Origin of the sequence: Pseudofrankia sp. EUN1h (assembly GCF_001854645.1) — a bacterium.
Lineage (GTDB): Bacteria > Actinomycetota > Actinomycetes > Frankiales > Frankiaceae > Pseudofrankia > Pseudofrankia saprophytica.
This window is the reverse complement of sequence record NZ_MBLN01000052.1, coordinates 74,585-90,979: the sequence shown is the minus strand read 5'-3', so window position 1 is coordinate 90,979 and position 16,395 is coordinate 74,585. Positions and strand designations below refer to the sequence as shown.

16 protein-coding genes are annotated in these 16,395 nt (G+C 71.7%); 8 read left to right on the top strand and 8 right to left on the bottom strand.

The window, feature by feature from the left end; genetic code table 11:
- Window positions 1-6: 6 nt before the first annotated feature.
- The 6 genes from BCD49_RS17505 to BCD49_RS17480 all read right to left on the bottom strand — a co-directional run bounded on the left by BCD49_RS17505 (window position 7) and on the right by BCD49_RS17480 (window position 6,123).
- Entirely contained in the window at window positions 7-1,047 is a 1,041-nt protein-coding gene (locus tag BCD49_RS17505; protein ID WP_007514637.1) for a COX15/CtaA family protein, read from the bottom strand.
- A 63-nt stretch (window positions 1,048-1,110) separates the two neighbouring features.
- The gene (locus BCD49_RS17500) at window positions 1,111-1,950 is read right to left on the bottom strand and encodes an ABC transporter permease (protein ID WP_083401523.1); all 840 of its coding nucleotides are present in this window, start codon (window positions 1,948-1,950) and stop codon (window positions 1,111-1,113) included.
- A complete protein-coding gene (locus BCD49_RS17495; RefSeq protein ID WP_007514641.1) occupies window positions 1,947-2,870 on the bottom strand; it encodes an ABC transporter ATP-binding protein in 924 nt (307 codons plus the stop codon). Before BCD49_RS17495 ends, BCD49_RS17500 begins: the two co-directional genes overlap by 4 nt.
- An 85-nt stretch (window positions 2,871-2,955) precedes the next feature.
- Complete coding sequence (locus tag BCD49_RS17490) at window positions 2,956-3,540, bottom strand: helix-turn-helix domain-containing protein (RefSeq protein WP_007514643.1); 585 nt, start codon at window positions 3,538-3,540, stop codon at window positions 2,956-2,958.
- 260 nt (window positions 3,541-3,800) lie between these two features.
- Window positions 3,801-5,306: a glycerol kinase GlpK gene (gene glpK, locus BCD49_RS17485; RefSeq protein ID WP_106410590.1), complete on the bottom strand. Its 1,506-nt coding sequence runs from the start codon at window positions 5,304-5,306 to the stop codon at window positions 3,801-3,803.
- 106 nt (window positions 5,307-5,412) lie between these two features.
- The gene (locus BCD49_RS17480; RefSeq protein ID WP_063630350.1) at window positions 5,413-6,123 is read right to left on the bottom strand and encodes a hypothetical protein; all 711 of its coding nucleotides are present in this window, start codon (window positions 6,121-6,123) and stop codon (window positions 5,413-5,415) included.
- Between the two features lie 161 nt (window positions 6,124-6,284).
- Here BCD49_RS17480 and BCD49_RS17475 point away from each other — a divergent pair, with 161 nt between their 5' ends.
- The 8 genes from BCD49_RS17475 to BCD49_RS17440 are packed head-to-tail and all read left to right on the top strand — an operon-like array spanning window position 6,285 to window position 13,003.
- Entirely contained in the window at window positions 6,285-7,052 is a 768-nt protein-coding gene (locus BCD49_RS17475) for a helix-turn-helix domain-containing protein (protein WP_007514649.1), read from the top strand.
- A complete protein-coding gene (gene sufB, locus BCD49_RS17470; protein WP_071041685.1) occupies window positions 7,049-8,461 on the top strand; it encodes a Fe-S cluster assembly protein SufB in 1,413 nt (470 codons plus the stop codon). The genes BCD49_RS17475 and sufB overlap by 4 nt, the downstream gene beginning before the upstream one ends.
- A complete protein-coding gene (gene sufD, locus BCD49_RS17465; RefSeq protein WP_007514653.1) occupies window positions 8,461-9,603 on the top strand; it encodes a Fe-S cluster assembly protein SufD in 1,143 nt (380 codons plus the stop codon). Before sufB ends, sufD begins: the two co-directional genes overlap by 1 nt.
- The gene (locus BCD49_RS17460; protein ID WP_007514654.1) at window positions 9,600-9,941 is read left to right on the top strand and encodes a non-heme iron oxygenase ferredoxin subunit; all 342 of its coding nucleotides are present in this window, start codon (window positions 9,600-9,602) and stop codon (window positions 9,939-9,941) included. The genes sufD and BCD49_RS17460 overlap by 4 nt, the downstream gene beginning before the upstream one ends.
- Window positions 9,942-9,955: 14 nt before the next feature.
- Entirely contained in the window at window positions 9,956-10,723 is a 768-nt protein-coding gene (gene sufC, locus BCD49_RS17455) for a Fe-S cluster assembly ATPase SufC (RefSeq protein ID WP_007514655.1), read from the top strand.
- 5 nt (window positions 10,724-10,728) lie between these two features.
- Window positions 10,729-12,045 (top strand): cysteine desulfurase, encoded by a 1,317-nt coding sequence (locus tag BCD49_RS17450; RefSeq protein WP_007514656.1) that lies wholly within the window; start codon window positions 10,729-10,731, stop codon window positions 12,043-12,045.
- Window positions 12,042-12,557 (top strand): Fe-S cluster assembly sulfur transfer protein SufU, encoded by a 516-nt coding sequence (sufU, locus tag BCD49_RS17445; RefSeq protein WP_007514657.1) that lies wholly within the window; start codon window positions 12,042-12,044, stop codon window positions 12,555-12,557. Before BCD49_RS17450 ends, sufU begins: the two co-directional genes overlap by 4 nt.
- Window positions 12,554-13,003, top strand: coding sequence for a metal-sulfur cluster assembly factor (locus BCD49_RS17440; RefSeq protein WP_007514658.1), 450 nt, complete (start codon window positions 12,554-12,556; stop codon window positions 13,001-13,003). Before sufU ends, BCD49_RS17440 begins: the two co-directional genes overlap by 4 nt.
- 227 nt (window positions 13,004-13,230) lie before the next feature.
- On the opposite strand, the gene BCD49_RS17435 is transcribed toward BCD49_RS17440, so the two are convergent.
- Together BCD49_RS17435 and glgA are read right to left on the bottom strand one after the other, a co-directional pair.
- A complete protein-coding gene (locus tag BCD49_RS17435; RefSeq protein ID WP_007514659.1) occupies window positions 13,231-14,619 on the bottom strand; it encodes an NYN domain-containing protein in 1,389 nt (462 codons plus the stop codon).
- A gap of 510 nt (window positions 14,620-15,129) precedes the next feature.
- Complete coding sequence (glgA, locus tag BCD49_RS17430; RefSeq protein ID WP_007514660.1) at window positions 15,130-16,326, bottom strand: glycogen synthase; 1,197 nt, start codon at window positions 16,324-16,326, stop codon at window positions 15,130-15,132.
- Window positions 16,327-16,395: the final 69 nt, after the last annotated feature.

Sequence of the window (16,395 nt, the reverse complement as noted above, 5' to 3'; positions counted from 1 at the left end):
CCGTGCCTATGCGCCTGTCGTGACCGGCGCGGCCGGCTGAAGCCTGGCCTCATCGTCATCATCCGGAGCGTCAGCGACGGCCTGGGCGTCCAACTCCGGGGCCTGGGGGAGTGCCGGCCGGTCGGGGAGGGCCAGCCAGAGGCGGAGGGCAGCGATCCACATCAGGGTGGCGCCGGCTACGTGGAGGGCGACCAGGCCGGCGGGGATGCCGAGGAAGTACTGGGTGAAGCCGACGGCGGCCTGGGCGACGATCGTCACCACCAGCACGTCGGCCCAGCGGCGGGCCTCCGGGGAGGCCCGCGCGATCCGGACGGCGAAGACCATCGCGACGGCGAGGCCGGTGACCAGCATCGCGCTGTCCGCGTGCAGCTGCGCGACGTTGACGATGTCGAAGCCGAACCGCTTGGCCTTCTCGTCGTCGCCGCTGTGCGGCCCGGTGCCGGTGACGACGGTCCCGAGGACGAGAACCCCAGCGGCCACGATGACCAGGACCCGGGCGAGCCAGAGCAGCTCGCGGCGGACGGAGACGGTGACGGGGCCCGCGCCCTGCCTCGCCCGGCGGTAGAGCACCACGCCGTCGACGAGCAGCAGCATCGAGAGCAGGAAGTGCGCGGCGACGGTCGCCGGGTGCAGGTCGGTGAGCACGGTGATCCCGCCGAGCACGGCCTGACCGACGAAGCCGGCCCACAGCCCGAGCGACAGCCACACCAGGTCGCGCCGCCGCCGCCGGTCCGCCAACCGCAGCGCCGCCAGCGGCGTGACCAGCATGAACACGCCCATCAGGATGCTGACCATGCGGTTGCCGAACTCGACCGCCCCGTGCAGCGCGTACTGGCTGTGCGGCGTGAACGAGCCGTCGCCGCACTGCGGCCAGGTCGGGCAGCCGAGCCCCGAGCCGGTCAGCCGGACCGCGCCGCCGGTGACCACGATCAGCCCGAGGAACACCAGGCTGATCAGCGTGAGGACCCGGAACACCCTCGGGCTCACCACCGGCAGCCGGTCCCAGAGGGTCGCCACCGGATTGCTTCGACGGGCTGTAGAAGACATCGCGGCCATCCTACGTCTCGGTCGCGGGACACCCGGCCCAGGCGGGACACCCGGCCGGGGCGGTCATTCCCAGCGGAAGGTGCGCGCCGCCAGTGCCACGGAGGCGACAGCCCAGCACACCAGGACGATGATCGGCCCCGCCCCCGGGRACGCGGCGTCGGCCAGCACGGCCCTTACGCCCTCGGACAGGGCCGCCGTCGGCAGGCCCTCGGCCAGGGCGCGCAGCCAGCCTGGCAGCTCCGACAGCGGGAACACCACCCCGCCGACGAGCAGCAGCAGCAGGTAGACGCCGTTGGCCGCGGCCAGGGTCGCCTCGGCGCGCAGCGTGCCCGCCATGAGCAGGCCCAGGCCGCTGAACGCGGTCGTGCCGAGGACCAGCAGCACCGCCAGCCAGCCGATGCCGGCGGCGGTCCCGGGCAGCCGCGGCTCCCAGCCGAGCGCGAGCCCGACCGCGACGAGCAGCACCACCTGCAGGACCTCGATCGCGAGTACCGCGAGTGTCTTGCCGGCGAGCAGCACCCAGCGGGGCAGCGGGGTCGCGCCGAGCCGTTTGAGCACGCCGTAGCGGCGTTCGAACCCGGTGGAGATCGCCTGCCCGGTGAATGCGGCTGACATCACCGCGAGGGCGAGTACCCCGGGCACCAGGAAGTCGACCGAGTCACGGCCGTCGGACGGCAGGACGTCGACGGCGGAGAAGAACAGCAGCAGCCCGATCGGGATGATCAGGGTGAGCAGCACGGACTCGCCGTGGCGCAGGTTGAGGGTCAGCTCCATCCGGGTCTGCGCGCCGAGCATCCGGGGCCACCGGGCGGCGCCGGGCGCGGGCCGCAGGTCCAGCGGGGCGCGGACGGGGGCTGGCGCCTCGGCCGGGGCCAGGGTTCCCACCGGGTCGGCCGCGCTCACGGGGTCAGCTCCGAGCCGGTCAGGTCCACGAAGACGTCCTCCAGGCTGCGCTGCTCGACGCGCACGTCGGTCGCCGGCACGCCGTTGTTCGCGCACCAGGCCATGACCGCGGCGACGAACGCGGCGTCGACGGTGCCACTGACGATGTAGTGCCCGCCGGCGCGCTCGACGGCGCGCGAGCCGACCGGCAGCGCGGTGAGCAGCTGGTCGAGGTCGAGCCGGCCCGGCGCGCGGAACCGCAGCTCGCCGTCGGCGCCGCCGCCCTTCAGCTCGACCGGGGCGCCGGCCGCGACCACCCGACCGCGATTGATGATCACGACCTGGTCGGCGAGCTTCTCCGCCTCGTCCATCGCGTGCGTGGTGAGGACGACCGTCACCCCGGCGGCGCGCAGCTGTTCGACCAGGTCCCAGGTGTCATGGCGGGCTCGCACGTCGAGGCCCGCCGTCGGCTCGTCGAGGAACACCAGCTCGGGTCGCCCGACCACGGCCATCGCCAGCGAGAGCAGCTGCTTCTGGCCGCCGGACAGCCGCCGGAACGGTGTGCGGGCCGGGGCCCCGACCAGGCCCACCCTGGCGAGCAGCGCGTCCGGGTCGAGCGGATGGGCGTGGTGCGCGGCGACGAGCCGCAGCATCTCGTCGGCCCGGGCACCCGGGTACATCCCGCCGGCCTGGAGCATCACCCCGACCCGGGGGCGCAGCCGGGCGTCCCGCGGGTCGGCGCCGAGGACCCGGACCGTGCCGGTGTCGGCGCGCCGGAACCCCTCGCAGATCTCGACCGTCGTCGTCTTGCCCGCGCCGTTCGGCCCGAGCAGGGCGGTCACCCTCCCGGCCGGCACCTCGAACGACAGGCCGTCCACCGCGCGGGCCCGCCCGTACGACTTGACGAGGTCGACGACTTCGACAGCCAGGATCTCGCCCACGCGCCGATCCTACGGTGCCCCCGCCGGCACCCTTGCGCATGATCCGCCGGCTGGCCCCCGGCCCGCGCGGGGCACGGGCCGGGGGTCAGCGGCGCGGCCCCTGCCGAGGGGGCGCCGAGGGGCCGCCTGCCCGTGGCCGGTCCACGCCGACGCCCGGCCGGCGTCGTCCGTCACCGGCGCCGGCCGATGTCTCGGTGCCCGGGTCGACGAGCGCGCCCCAGGCGACGAGCCGCTCGTAGAGCAGCTCGGGGGTGGTCGAGTAGAGGCGCGAGAGCGACGTCAGGTCGGAGCGGCGCAGCCGGAGCACGTCGCGGGCGTTCTCCGAGCGCAGCACCTGCACGATCGCGATCCAGCGCCGCAGCGGGCCGGTGCGGGTCGGCGGCAGCTTGCGCAGCCGGCGCAGGTCGATCACCAGCGGCGGCAGGCCGTCGGTCTCGCGGTGGTCGGTGGTCGGTGGGACGAGCAGGGTCGCGGGCACGTCGTACAGCTCGGCGAGCTCGACGAGCCGGTGCACCCGCATGACTCGGCTGCCGCGCTCGTAGGCGCCGAGGGTGCCGGCGGTCCATCGGCCGGCGGTGATCTCCTGCACGTCGAGTAGCGACATGCCACGCCGGTTACGGACCGCGCGCAGGCGCCGGCCGAGCTCGACGGCGTAGTCCGTGTCGGTCACGGTCTCCGTCCGGGGGACAGGGGGCGAACGGGAGCGCCAACCGCCCCCGTGACAGACTGTCATGGTTCGGTTTCGCAGACAGTAGATTCGCCGGGATTCGCCAGCCCGATTGTGTGGTCTGTTCGTTGCCCTGCGCGCCAAATATCCGATATGTCGGGAAAGGTCACCCTGATCGATGCGAAACGGTGATGGCCCGTCCGGGCGGCCTTCGTGGCCGCCCGCCGACGGCTGGCCCCGGCGGGGCCCGTCTGGTCGATCCGTCAGTCGCGAGACCAGTCCAGGGAGCGGTCGAGGGCGCGCAGCCAGTCGGCGTAGAGGCGGTCGCGCTCGGTGGCGGCCAGCCGTGGCTCGTAGCGGACGGCGGTGCGGCGCAGCGCGGCGAGGGCGGCGCGGTCGGGGAAGAAGCCGGTCGCGAGGCCGGCGAGGTAGCCGGAGCCGAGCGCGGTGGTCTCCAGGTTGTCCGGCACGTCGACCGGGACGCCGAGGATGTCGGCCTGGAACTGCATGAGCCACGGGTTGGCGGCCGCGCCGCCGTCGGCGCGCAGCTCGGTGACGGGCGTGCCGGCGGCCCCCATCGCCGCGGCGATGTCCCGGGTGCGGTAGGCGATCGACTCCAGCACCGCGCGGGCCAGGTGCGCCCGGCCCGTGCCGCGGGTGAGCCCGACGAGGGTGCCGCGCGCCCGGGCGTCCCAGTGCGGCGCGCCGAGGCCGGCCAGCGCCGGGACGAAGTAGACGCCGTCGTTGCCGGTCAGGGACGCGGCGAGCTCGGCCGTCTCGGCCGCCGAGCCGATCACGCCCAGCCCGTCGCGCAGCCACTGCACCGCGGCGCCGGTCGCGAGTACGGCCCCCTCGAACGCGTAGTGCACCGGCTCGCCGGCCAGCTGGAAAGCGACGGTGCGCAGCAGCGCGCCCCGCGCGCTCGGGGGCGGCGGCGTCGGGCCGGTGTTGAGCAGGACGAACGAGCCGGTCCCGTAGGTGTTCTTGGCCTGCCCCACCTGGACGCAGGCCTGCGCGAACAGCGCGGCCTGCTGGTCGCCGATCGCCGCGGCGACCGGCACCGCCACCCCCAGGAACGCGGCCGGGTCGGTCTCGGCGTACACCTCGGAGCTGGGACGCACCTCGGCGAGCAGCTCCATCGGGATATCGAGCAGCTCGGCCATCGGCACCGACCAGCTGGCCGACGCCAGGTCGAGCAGCATCGTGCGGGAGGCGTTGGTGACGTCGGTGACGTGCGTCCGCCCGCCGGTGAGCCGCCAGGCAAGCCACGTGTCGACGGTGCCGAAGGCCAGCTCGCCGCGCCCGGCGCGGCGGCGCAGCTCCGGGTCGGAGTCCAGGATCCAGGCGATCTTGGTGCCGGAGAAGTAGGGATCGAGCACCAGGCCGGTGCGCTCGGCGACGGCCGGGCCGTGCCCGTCGGCGGCGAGCCGTTCGCAGGCGGCGGCGGTCCGCCGGTCCTGCCAGACGATCGCCGGGTGGACGGGTTGACCGGTCCGCCGGTCCCACAGGACGGCGGTCTCGCGCTGGTTGGTGATGCCGACGGCCGCGATGTCGGCGGCGCGGCGCCCGGCCGCCGTGAGCGCGGCCGCCACGGTGTCGACGACGCCGCGCCAGAGCTTCTCCGGGTCCTGCTCGACCCAGCCCGGGCGCGGGTAGGACACGGCGACCTCGGCGTGCGCCCGGCCCACGACGTGGGCGTCCCGGTCGAGGACGCAGACCGTCGTGCCGGTCGTCCCCTGGTCGATCGCGACCACCACCGGCTCGGGCACCGCCGCATGCTATCGCCGATCACCCGGCCGGAAGGGGCCATGGCCGGCCGGGCCTGGGCTGCTGAGCCCAGGTTGGCCAAGCCTTGGGGCTAGCCAAGCCCTGGAGCTAGCCGAGCCGGCCGAGGTCGACGGCGCCCTCCGGGGCCTTGGCGGTGGTCGCCGAGTCGTAGTCGGTGAACTCGATGCGGCCGTTGTCGCTGCCGACGACGTCGATCCGCAGCGGGACCGGGTCGCCGGTCGCGGCGGCGTAGAGGGTGACGCCGGAGCCCTTCACCAGGACGGCGTCGCGGCCCGCGAACGTGGTGGGGGTGACGGTGCCCGACAGGGTGCTGAGGTATTCGGTCAGCGAGAGCGCCAGGCCTTCGACGGTGAGGAAGCGGTACTGGTTGGCCTGGGTCGGGGTGAGCCGTACCCACTGGCCGGCCAGGAGGGCGGAGGCGTCGCTCTCGCCGATCTCCTGGTAGTAGCCCTGGTCACCGCGGATGAAGGTGTCGGCGTTGGCCTTGACGACATCGATCTTGTGCTTTCCGCTGGTGAACGTGCCGCTGGTGCCCGCGCCCGCCATCCGCAGGTCCCAGCTGGACGCGCTGTTGTCGGCGCTGCCGCTGGCGAGCCGTCCGAGCACCCGGACGCTTTCGGCATGGCGGAAGGCATCGAGTGTCCGATTGCCGACCTCGGTCGCCGAGGCCTTGGCGAGCCCGTTGTCCTTCGGTCCGCCGCCACCGCAGCCGGCGAGGCCCGCTGCCAGGAGCAGGGCCCCCACCAGCGCGGCTACCTGTCGTGCCGCTTTGCCCGGAACGCCCGAACGTGTCGGCATGACCCGTTGCATCCGCATCGTGCCAGTGTGCACTTCACGTCGCGGCCGCCCGCAGGGTGGTCTGGATAATAGAGGGGGGCGCCCGGCCGGGAAGAGACTGACGGATCACAGTGGTGGGACGCCGGTTCGACGGTGGCCGGTAAATAGGGCACACTGGTGTTGTGAAATCCACGCAGGACCTCGACGCGGGCCCAGGTGCCGCGGTCTCGCCGGCGTTGATGCCGGCGGGGGCCGATGTGCGCACCCGGGATCGTGTCGTGCGCATCCTGCTGGAGGCGGGGGCCTCGACCGCCGCGGACCTCGCGCGCCGGCTCGACCTCTCGCCGGCGGCGGTGCGTCGCCACCTCGACGCGATGGTCGCGGACGGGATCATCACGCCCACGACCGTGCACGCCCGTGGCCCGCGAGGCCGGGGGCGCCCGGCCCGACACTACGCGTTGACCGACGCGGGGCACGAGGAGGCCGGTCCGACGGCTTACTCCGACCTCGCGGCCGGTGCGCTGCGGTTTCTCGACGAGGTCGCGGGCGGCGGCGCGGTCGCCGCGTTCGCCGAGCGGCGCGGCCAGGAGCTGGAGACCCTGCTCGCGGCCGCGGTCGAGGGTGTACCGGAGGAGGACCGTCCCGCGGCGCTCGCGGCGGCGATGACCGACGCCGGCTACACGGCCAGCGTCTCCGAGGTGCCCAGCGGTACCCAGATCTGCCAGCACCACTGCCCGGTCCAGCATGTCGCCGAGCGCTTCCCCGCGCTGTGTGACGCGGAGACGGCGGCGCTGTCCCGGTTACTCGACAGCCACGTCCAACGGCTCGCCACCATCGCCCACGGCGACGGTGTCTGCACGACGCACGTCCCCGGCAAGACCGCTACCGGCACCGGGTCCTCGGTGCCGACGAGGAACTCTCCCGTGCCCGTGAGGATCATAACGACATGACTACCTCTGCCGAGACCGCCCTCGAGGGGCTTGGCTCGTACAAGTTCGGCTGGGCCGACGCCGACGCCTATGCCGACGACGTCGAGCGTGGCCTGTCCGAGACGGTGGTCCGCGGTATCTCGGCGAAGAAGTCCGAGCCGTCGTGGATGACCGACCTTAGGCTTAAGGGCCTGAAGCTTTTCGAGCRCAAGCCGATGCCGACGTGGGGCGCGGACCTTTCGGGCATCGACTTCGACAACATCAAGTACTTCGTCCGCTCCACCGAGAAGCAGGCGGAGAGCTGGGACGACCTGCCCGCGGACATCAAGGACACCTACGACAAGCTCGGCATCCCGGAGGCGGAGAAGCAGCGCCTCATCTCCGGCGTCGCTGCCCAGTACGAGTCCGAGGTCGTCTACCACAAGATCCGTGAGGACCTCGAGGAGCAGGGCGTCATCTTCCTCGACACCGACAGCGGCCTGCGCGAGCACCCGGAGATCTTCAAGGAGTACTTCGGCTCGGTGATCCCGGTCGGCGACAACAAGTTCGCCGCGCTGAACACCTCCGTCTGGTCGGGCGGCTCGTTCATCTACGTCCCGCCGGGTGTGCACGTCGATATCCCGCTGCAGGCCTACTTCCGGATCAACACCGAGAACATGGGCCAGTTCGAGCGGACACTGATCATCGTCGACGAGGGTGCCTACGTGCACTACGTCGAGGGCTGCACCGCGCCGGTCTACTCGTCGGACTCGCTGCACTCCGCGGTCGTCGAGATCGTCGTCAAGAAGAACGCGCGCTGCCGGTACACGACCATCCAGAACTGGTCCAACAACGTCTACAACCTGGTGACCAAGCGGGCCGCCTGCCAGGAGGGCGGCACGATGGAGTGGATCGACGGCAACATCGGCTCCAAGGTGACGATGAAGTACCCGGCGGTGTGGCTGCTCGGCGAGCGGGCCCGCGGCGAGGTGCTCTCGATCGCGTTTGCCGGCGCGGGCCAGCACCAGGACGCCGGCGCCAAGATGGTGCACGCGGCGCCGCGCACGTCGTCACAGATCATCTCCAAGTCGGTGGCCCGCGGCGGCGGCCGGACGTCCTACCGCGGCCTCGTGCAGATCCACGAGGGCGCGACGCAGTCGCGCTCGACCGTGAAGTGCGACGCGCTGCTCGTCGACACGGTCAGCCGGTCCGACACCTACCCGTACGTCGACGTCCGCGAGGACGACGCGTCGATCGGTCACGAGGCCAGCGTCTCCAAGGTCGGCGAGGACCAGCTCTTCTACCTGATGAGCCGGGGCCTGGCCGAGGACGAGGCGATGGCGATGATCGTGCGCGGCTTCGTCGAGCCGATCGCCCGTGAGTTGCCGATGGAATACGCCCTCGAGCTCAACCGGCTGATCGAGCTGCAGATGGAAGGCTCGGTCGGCTGATGGCGGTCATTGACGCCACCGGCCGCCCGCCGATGGTGCCGGCGCCRAGCGCCCCGGTCCGGTCCCGTGACCCCGAGGCCCACCCCGTGCCGACCGGTCGGGAGGAGGCCTGGCGGTTCACCCCGCTGCGCCCGCTCAAGCCGCTGATCGCCGGCCAGGAGCCCGACGGGAAGATCGACATCTCGGTCGCGGCGCCGGAGGGCGTCGAGGTCGAGTTCGTGGACTCGGGCGACCCGCGCGTCGGCCGGGTGCTCACCCCGGTCGACCGGGTCGCGGCGTTCGCGACAGTGCGGGCCGGCGGCGCCGTCGCCGTCACGGTCCCGGCCGAGGCCGAGCTGACCGAGCCGGTCATGGTGGCGCTGCGGGGCGAAGGCGGGGTCTGCTACAGCCACCTGGCGATCGAGGTCGGCCCGTTCGCGCGCGCGACCGTGGTTCTCGACCACACCGGCACGGCGAAGTACGCCGGCAACGTCGAGGTGTACGTCGGCCACGGCGCGTCGGTCACCTTCGTCTCGCTGCAGGACTGGGACGGCGACGCGGTGCACGCCGGGGCGCACGCCTTCTCGCTCGGCCGGGACGCGAAGCTGCGGGCCACCCACATCACGCTGGGCGGCCACCTGGTGCGGATCAACCCGACGGTCGACTACCGCGGCCCCGGCGGGGACGCGGAGCTGGCCGGGCTGTTCTTCACCGACGCCGGACAGCACCAGGAGCACCGCCTGCTGGTCACCCACCAGGAGCGCAACTGCCGCAGCCGGGTGACCTACAAGGGCGCCCTGCGGGGCCTCGACGCGCACTCGGTGTGGATCGGTGACGTGCTCATCGGCGCGGACGCGGTCGGTACCGACACCTACGAGATCAACCGCAACCTGGTGCTGACCGACGGGGCGCGGGCCGACTCGGTGCCGAACCTGGAGATCCTCACCGGTGAGGTGGCCGGCGCCGGCCATGCCAGCGCGACGGGCAGGTTCGACGACGAGGTGCTGTTCTACCTGATGGCCCGGGGGATCCCGGCCGAGGAGGCGCGCCGGTTGGTCGTGCGCGGCTTCTTCGGCGAGGTGCTCGACCGGGTCGGCATCGAGTCGCTGCGTGAGCGGGTGACCGCCACCGTCGACGCCGAGCTGGCGGCGGTGGGCTCGTGAGTCGGCAGAGGGTGTGCGCGCTCGACGACGTCGCCGAGGAGGCGGCGCTGGGCGTCGAGCTTGATGTAGAGGGTGCGGACGAGCCGACGCCGGTGTGCGTGGTGCGCTCCGGCGGACGGGTGTTCGCGATCCGGGACGAGTGCTCGCACCAGGACGTCCAGCTGTCGGACGGCGAGGTCGAGGACGGGAAGATCGAGTGCTGGCTGCACGGCTCCCAGTTCGACCTGGAGAGCGGCAAGCCGACCTGCCTCCCGGCCACCGACCCGGTGCCCACCTATCCCGTGACCATCGAGGGCGGCGACGTCTACGTCGACCTGGCCGCCGCCAACCTTAAGTGAAGGTGACCTGACCGGTGTCGACCTTGGAGATCCAGAACCTGCACGTCACGGTGGAGACCGACGGCGAGGGCCCGCGCGAGATCCTGAAGGGCGTCGACCTGACCGTCCGCAAGGGCGAGACGCACGCGATCATGGGGCCGAACGGCTCCGGCAAGTCGACGCTGTCCTACTCGATCGCCGGCCACCCGAAGTACACGGTGACCGAGGGCTCGATCACGCTGGACGGCGAGGACGTGCTCGCGATGAGCGTCGACGCCCGCGCCCGCGCCGGCATCTTCCTGGCCATGCAGTACCCGGTCGAGGTGCCCGGCGTCTCCGTCTCCAACTTCCTGCGTACCTCCGCCACGGCCGTCCGGGGCGAGGCCCCGAAGCTGCGGCTGTGGATCAAGGAGGTCAAGGAGGCGATGAAGGACCTCGAGGTGGACCCGGCGTTCGCCGAGCGCGGCGTGAACGAGGGCTTCTCCGGCGGCGAGAAGAAGCGTCACGAGATCCTGCAGATGACGCTGCTCAAGCCGAAGATCGCGATCCTCGACGAGACCGACTCCGGCCTCGACGTGGACGCGTTGCGGGTCGTCTCCGCGGGGATCAACGCGGTCCGCGCGACCGGCGAGACCGGCACACTGCTGATCACGCACTACACCCGGATCCTGCGCTACGTGCAGCCGGAGTTCGTGCACGTGATGGCCGGCGGGAAGATCGTCGACGAGGGCGGCCCGGAGCTCGCGGCCACGCTCGAAGAGGGCGGCTACGACAGGTACGTCAAGGTCGGCGCGGGAGCGTGAGCGCGATGGCTGGCACTCTCAAGCTCGACGTCGCGGAGTTCGACGTGGAGCTCGTCCGCAAGGACTTCCCGATCCTCGACCGGGTCGTGCACGGCGACAGGCCGCTCGTCTACCTCGACAGCGCGGCGACGTCGCAGAAGCCGCGCGCGGTGCTCGACGCCGAGCGTGAGTACTACGAGCTGCACAACGCCAACGTGCACCGCGGCATCCACGTGCTCGCCGAGGAGGCGACCGCGCTCTACGAGGCCGCCCGCGACAAGGTCGCCGCGTTCATCGGCGCGCCCGACCGGCACGAGGTCGTCTTCACCAAGAACTCCTCCGAGGCGCTCAACCTCGTCGCCTACGCGTTCAGTAACGCGGCGTCCCACGGCGGCGAGGCCGAGCGCTTCCGGCTCGGCCCGGGCGACGAGGTCGTCATCACCGAGATGGAGCACCACTCGAACCTGGTGCCCTGGCAGATGCTCTGCCAGCGCACCGGCGCGACGCTGCGCTGGCTTGGTCTGACCGACGACGGCCGGCTCGACCTGTCCAACCTGGACGAGGTCGTCAACGCCCGGACGAAGGTCGTCTCGTTCGTCCACCAGTCGAACATCCTGGGCACGGTCAACCCGGTGGCGACGATCGCCGCCCGCGCCCGCGAGGTCGGGGCGCTGACCGTGGTCGACGGCTCGCAGTCGGTGCCGCACCTGCCGGTGGACGTGGCGGCGCTCGGCGTCGACTTCTTCGCCTTCACCGGGCACAAGATGTGCGGCCCGACCGGCATCGGCGTGCTGTGGGGGCGCCGGGAGCTGCTCGAGGTCATGCCGCCGTTCCTCGGTGGTGGCGAGATGATCGAGCTGGTGACGATGGAGGGGAGCACCTACGCCCCGCCGCCGCACCGGTTCGAGGCCGGCACCCCGATGATCGCCCAGGCGGTCGGGCTCGGYGCCGCCGTCGACTACCTGACGGGGCTCGCGGGCGGGGCCGGGATGGCCGCCGTCGCCGCGCACGAGCACGCGCTCACCATCTACGCGCTGGAGCGGCTCGTCGAGGTGCCCGGACTGCGGATCATCGGCCCGGCCGAGGCCGTCGACCGGGGCGGGGCGATCTCGTTCCTGCTCGCGGGCAAGGACGGACGAGCGATCCACCCGCATGACGTCGGCCAGGTCCTCGACGAGCAGGGGATCGCCGTTCGCGTCGGCCACCACTGTGCCCGGCCGGTGTGCCTGCGCTACGGCGTTCCCGCGACGACCAGGGCGTCGTTCCACCTTTACACCACCACCGGCGAGATCGACGCGTTGGTGGAAGGGTTGGCCGGGGTGCGGAGGTTCTTCGGAGCGTGAAGCTGGACTCGATGTACCAGGAGATCATCCTGGACCATTACCGCAACCCGCACCACCGTGGGCTGCGCGAGCCGTTCGACGCCGAGGTGCATCACGTCAACCCGACCTGCGGCGACGAGGTCACGGTGCGGGTGAAGATCCTCGATGACACGGTCGTGGACGTCTCCTACGAGGGCGAGGGCTGCTCGATCAGCCAGGCGTCCGCGAGCGTGATGACCGACCTGGTCATCGGCCGCAGTGTCGAGGACGCGATGACGCTGGAACGCGAGTTCCTGGCGCTCATGCAGTCCCGCGGCACCGTCGAGCCGGACGAGGACGTCCTCGAGGACGCGGTCGCGTTCGCCGGGGTGTCGAAGTACCCGGCCCGGGTCAAGTGCGCGCTGCTGGGCTGGATGGCCTGGAAGGACGCCACTGCCCAGGCCGCCAGCGGGTCGCCCACCGACTCCGCCGCCGAGGCATCCCCCCTTCCTCTAGAGGCCGGGTCCGTTCCCGAGCAGGAGAAGCAGGCATGAACGACAGCACCGCTCCTTCCGACACCGCTCTGGCCGAGGACGCCCCGCTGCCGGAGGCCGTGACCGCGGGCGCCATGGTGCCCGGCGCGGCCAGCCAGCCCCGGCTCAGTGCCCCGTCCGTCGACAAGGCGGCGATCGAGGACATCGAGGAGGCGATGCGCGACGTCGTCGACCCCGAGCTCGGCATCAACGTCGTCGACCTCGGCCTCGTCTACGGGATCACTGTCTCCGACGACAACGCCGCCACCCTCGACATGACGCTGACGTCAGCCGCCTGCCCGCTCACCGACGTGATCGAGGACCAGGCCCGGTCCGCGCTCGTCGACGGCCCGGACTCGCTGGTCACCGACATCACGATCAACTGGGTCTGGATGCCCCCGTGGGGCCCCGACAAGATCACCGAAGACGGCCGCGAGCAGCTCCGCGCCCTTGGTTTCAACGTCTGACAGGTCGAGGACGGGACGTCTCGGTGGCGCATCCCGGTGATGCGGGCACCGGCAGGCGACGGACGCGACGGAGATCGTCACGCTGGAGCCGCACGGAACGTCGCCGCCCCGCCGTGGCTTCTGAGGTATGCTGCGACTGCGCATGGGAAGGTTCCGCGCGCTCGTGCCGTGCCGGACGCAAGGGCCGGCTCTCGCCGGAAGTCCATCGGACTTCCGGCGAGTTTTTTTTACGTCATGGTCTTCCGCTCAGGCAGCCGGGAGCCAAGCTGCATCATGAGCGGCACCGTGGCCTGAGCGCCGGTCGATACGCCAACAGTGATCACAGCTAGGCGGTCTCCAGTCGCCAGGCGTGATTCCTGGTGCGCGATGATGACCGTTCTGTGCCCGAACTCCAGCTGCCCGACGGCGTACTCCATCGGCCGCCCGGTTACCTCGCGGACCTGGCGGTACACCGGCGCACTGAGTGTTGGCCGTACCTCGGTGATTGTGACGACGCGTACCCGTCGGTCCTGCCCCGAGGCCTGGCCGCCCACGGCGCCAGCCGGACCGATGTACAGCGCGCGTCCACCGGCCGGCATGAGCAGAAGCGTCCGCTCGCCCGGCAGGGCGGCTCCCACCGGTACGTACACGACGTGCGTCGCGCCCGCCACCCTGATCTGCCGCCTGAGCTGGTCCAGGCAACGTTCCACCACGCCAGTGGCGATTCCGCTGGGCAAGCCCGGGTTGGGGCGTCGGTCCAGCAGGAGGATCGGGAATCCGTTGTGCTCATTGATGTCAACCCCGATGGGGAAGAGATCCACACTTCTGCCGGGTCGAACCCCTCGCGGCATGGCCGTGACGGGCGCCGAGGCTGGTACGCCACCGTCCCGGCTGTGGAGCCGCACCGACCGTCCGGGACCGTCGACGCTGGACACGATCACGCGGCACGGGGGCGGGGGCATCCCGGCGGCCGGATGGAGGAGCCGGGCGACCGTCGCTCGCCGTTCGAGCACCGCCCGGCCGCGAAACCCGGCCATCGTGGCCAATGCGGCGTCATCCAGGAGAAGCCAGCCGTGATCTCGGCGGCGCCGGTGGACGGTCTCCCGGGCCGCGACCCAGACGGGAACATCGAGTTCGTGCGCGAACTGGCACGCCGGGATGAGATCCATGTCGCGGCTGAGTAGGACGATTCCACGGGCTGATGAGTCACCCTGCTGAATCTGGGTGGCCAGACGGCAGATCTGGACGGCGCAGAGGACGTCGACCAGCTTCTCCTCCAACTCTCCTCGGGTGTCCGACAACCGCAGCCGGCCGGGCAGAGTCCTGGCACCGGGAGTCGTCTCCCACCGCCGCGCGAACTCGTTGTTGTCGGCCAGCGCCGCCGCCAGCCTGCCTCCGGGGGTGACCGACCGTGGCCCGTCCGCCGGCTCGATGCCAAGCGCGAGGTCGGCGGAGACCACCTCGAGCCCGTAGGCCCGGAGACCGCCGACGAGTCCCGGGTACGTCACGTGCCTGGCCTGGCCGAAGGCCCGGCTGACCTGGCTCCGGACATTCCAGCCGTCGACGACGACGGCGACCGGGAACCGGCCGGAGTCGTGGTCGACGGCTGGAGGTTGAGGTCGTTCGCGCATGGTCATGGTCGTTTTCCTCCGCGGAGCCCGCGAGCGCTGGCACGTCGCATCGACCAACCGATCCATGGGGCGAACTCCGGAAGTCTGTGGGCGACACGGTCACTTTATGGTAGCGCGTGCATATGGGTGAGCATATGCACGTGCATCTGGCGATGAGTGTCGTCCTGGACCGCATGGGGGCGCTTCGATGGTGGGTCGGCGCGACCGGTGGTGCGCTCGTACCTTGGCTTGATCGAACGCTGGCGGATCCGTGCGACTTGCCGGCTGTTGGCAGGCCTGTTGGAGCCGCGGGGTGTCGCCGGCGGACTGGTGCGCCGGCGCAACTGTCGCGGGTCCAGAAAATCTTGTAACGCTGTGTTTGCGGGTCGGCACTGGAGGTATGTAGCTAGTGCCGTCGAGGACGAGTCCGAAGCCAAAATAGGTAAGAACTACGAGGCGACGGGTGATCGCCCCCGGCGGTTGAAGAGCCCAAGTCCACAAGGACTTGGGCTCTTTTGGCTGCCCGGTGGCCGGGTGTCAGCCGGCGAGGAGGGACTCGTAGAGGCGGGCGGTCTGGCGGGCGACGGCGGGCCAGCCGAACTCGGTGACGGCGCGGTCGCGGCCTGCCCGGCCCATGGCTCCGGAGCGCGCGGGATCCGCCAGGAGCTCGTTCATGGCCGCGGCCAGCGCCGGCGGGTCGTCCGGGGGGACGAGGAGGCCGGTAACCCCGTCGTCGACGACCTCGGGGATGCCGCCGACCCGGGAGGCGACGACCGCGGCGCCGCAGGCCATGGCCTCCAGGTTGACGATGCCCAGCGGCTCGTAGACCGACGGGCAGGCGAACAGGGAGGCGTGCGAGAGCAGCTGGATGACCTCGGGCTTCTGGAGCATGCCGGAGATCCAGATGACGCCGTCGCGGCGGGCATGGAGCGCGTCGACGAGCTCGGTCACCTCCGCCAGCAGCTCGGGGGTGTCTGGAGCGCCGGCGCACAGGACCAGCTGGGCGCGCGGGTCCAGCTCCGCCGCCGCGCGCAGCAGCACCGGTACGCCCTTCTGCCGGGTGATCCGGCCGACGAAGACCACCGACGGGCGGTCCGGGTCGACGCCGTGGCGTTCCAGCACGTCGGTGCCCAGGTCGGGGGAGTACTCGTCCGTGTCGATCCCGTTGCGGATGACGTGGACCCTCGCCGGGTCGACACCGGGGTAGGCGTCGAGGATGTCGGTCCTCATGCCAGCGCTGACGGCGACGACGGCGGACGCGGCCTCGATGGCGGTCTTCTCCGCCCAGGAGGACAGTCGGTAGCCGCCGCCGAGCTGCTCGGCCTTCCACGGGCGGCGCGGTTCCAGCGAGTGCGACGTCAGCACGTGTGGCACCCCGGCGAGCATCGCCGCGAGGTGGCCGCCCAGGTTCGTGTACCAGGTGTGCGAGTGGATGAGGTCCACGCCGCCCAGGTCGATGGTCGCCGCGCCCGCCATGGACAGGTCCAGAGAGAAGGTGCGAAGAGCGTCGTTCGCGCCGTCCAGCTCGGTCCACGGCCGGTGACGCCGGACCGCCGGGACCGGGCCGCCTGCGCTGGGCGACGGGATGGCCGGGTCATCCGCCTTCGGGTCGCCCTCGCAGTGGACGGTCAGGTCGACGAGGCGAGCGAGCTCGCGGGCCAGGTACTCGACGTGCACGCCGGCGCCGCCATAGACGTTCGGCGGGTACTCCCGGGTCAGCAGCGCGACGCGCATCCCACGTGGTCCTTTTGCTGAGGTGTTGGTGTTGCTGGGGGGTTGGTGCCGGACGAGGCCGAGACGGCC

Bases quoted from the DNA above. Each gene is read 5' to 3' on its own strand.
- BCD49_RS17480 (WP_063630350.1), bottom strand. From the start codon at position 6,123: ATGCCGACACGTTCGGGCGTTCCGGGCAAAGCGGCACGACAGGTAGCC.
- BCD49_RS17440 (WP_007514658.1), top strand. From the start codon at position 12,554: ATGAACGACAGCACCGCTCCTTCCGACACCGCTCTGGCCGAGGACGCC.
- BCD49_RS17505 (WP_007514637.1), bottom strand. From the start codon at position 1,047: ATGTCTTCTACAGCCCGTCGAAGCAATCCGGTGGCGACCCTCTGGGAC.
- glgA (WP_007514660.1), bottom strand. From the start codon at position 16,326: ATGCGCGTCGCGCTGCTGACCCGGGAGTACCCGCCGAACGTCTATGGC.
- BCD49_RS17435 (WP_007514659.1), bottom strand. From the start codon at position 14,619: ATGACCATGCGCGAACGACCTCAACCTCCAGCCGTCGACCACGACTCC.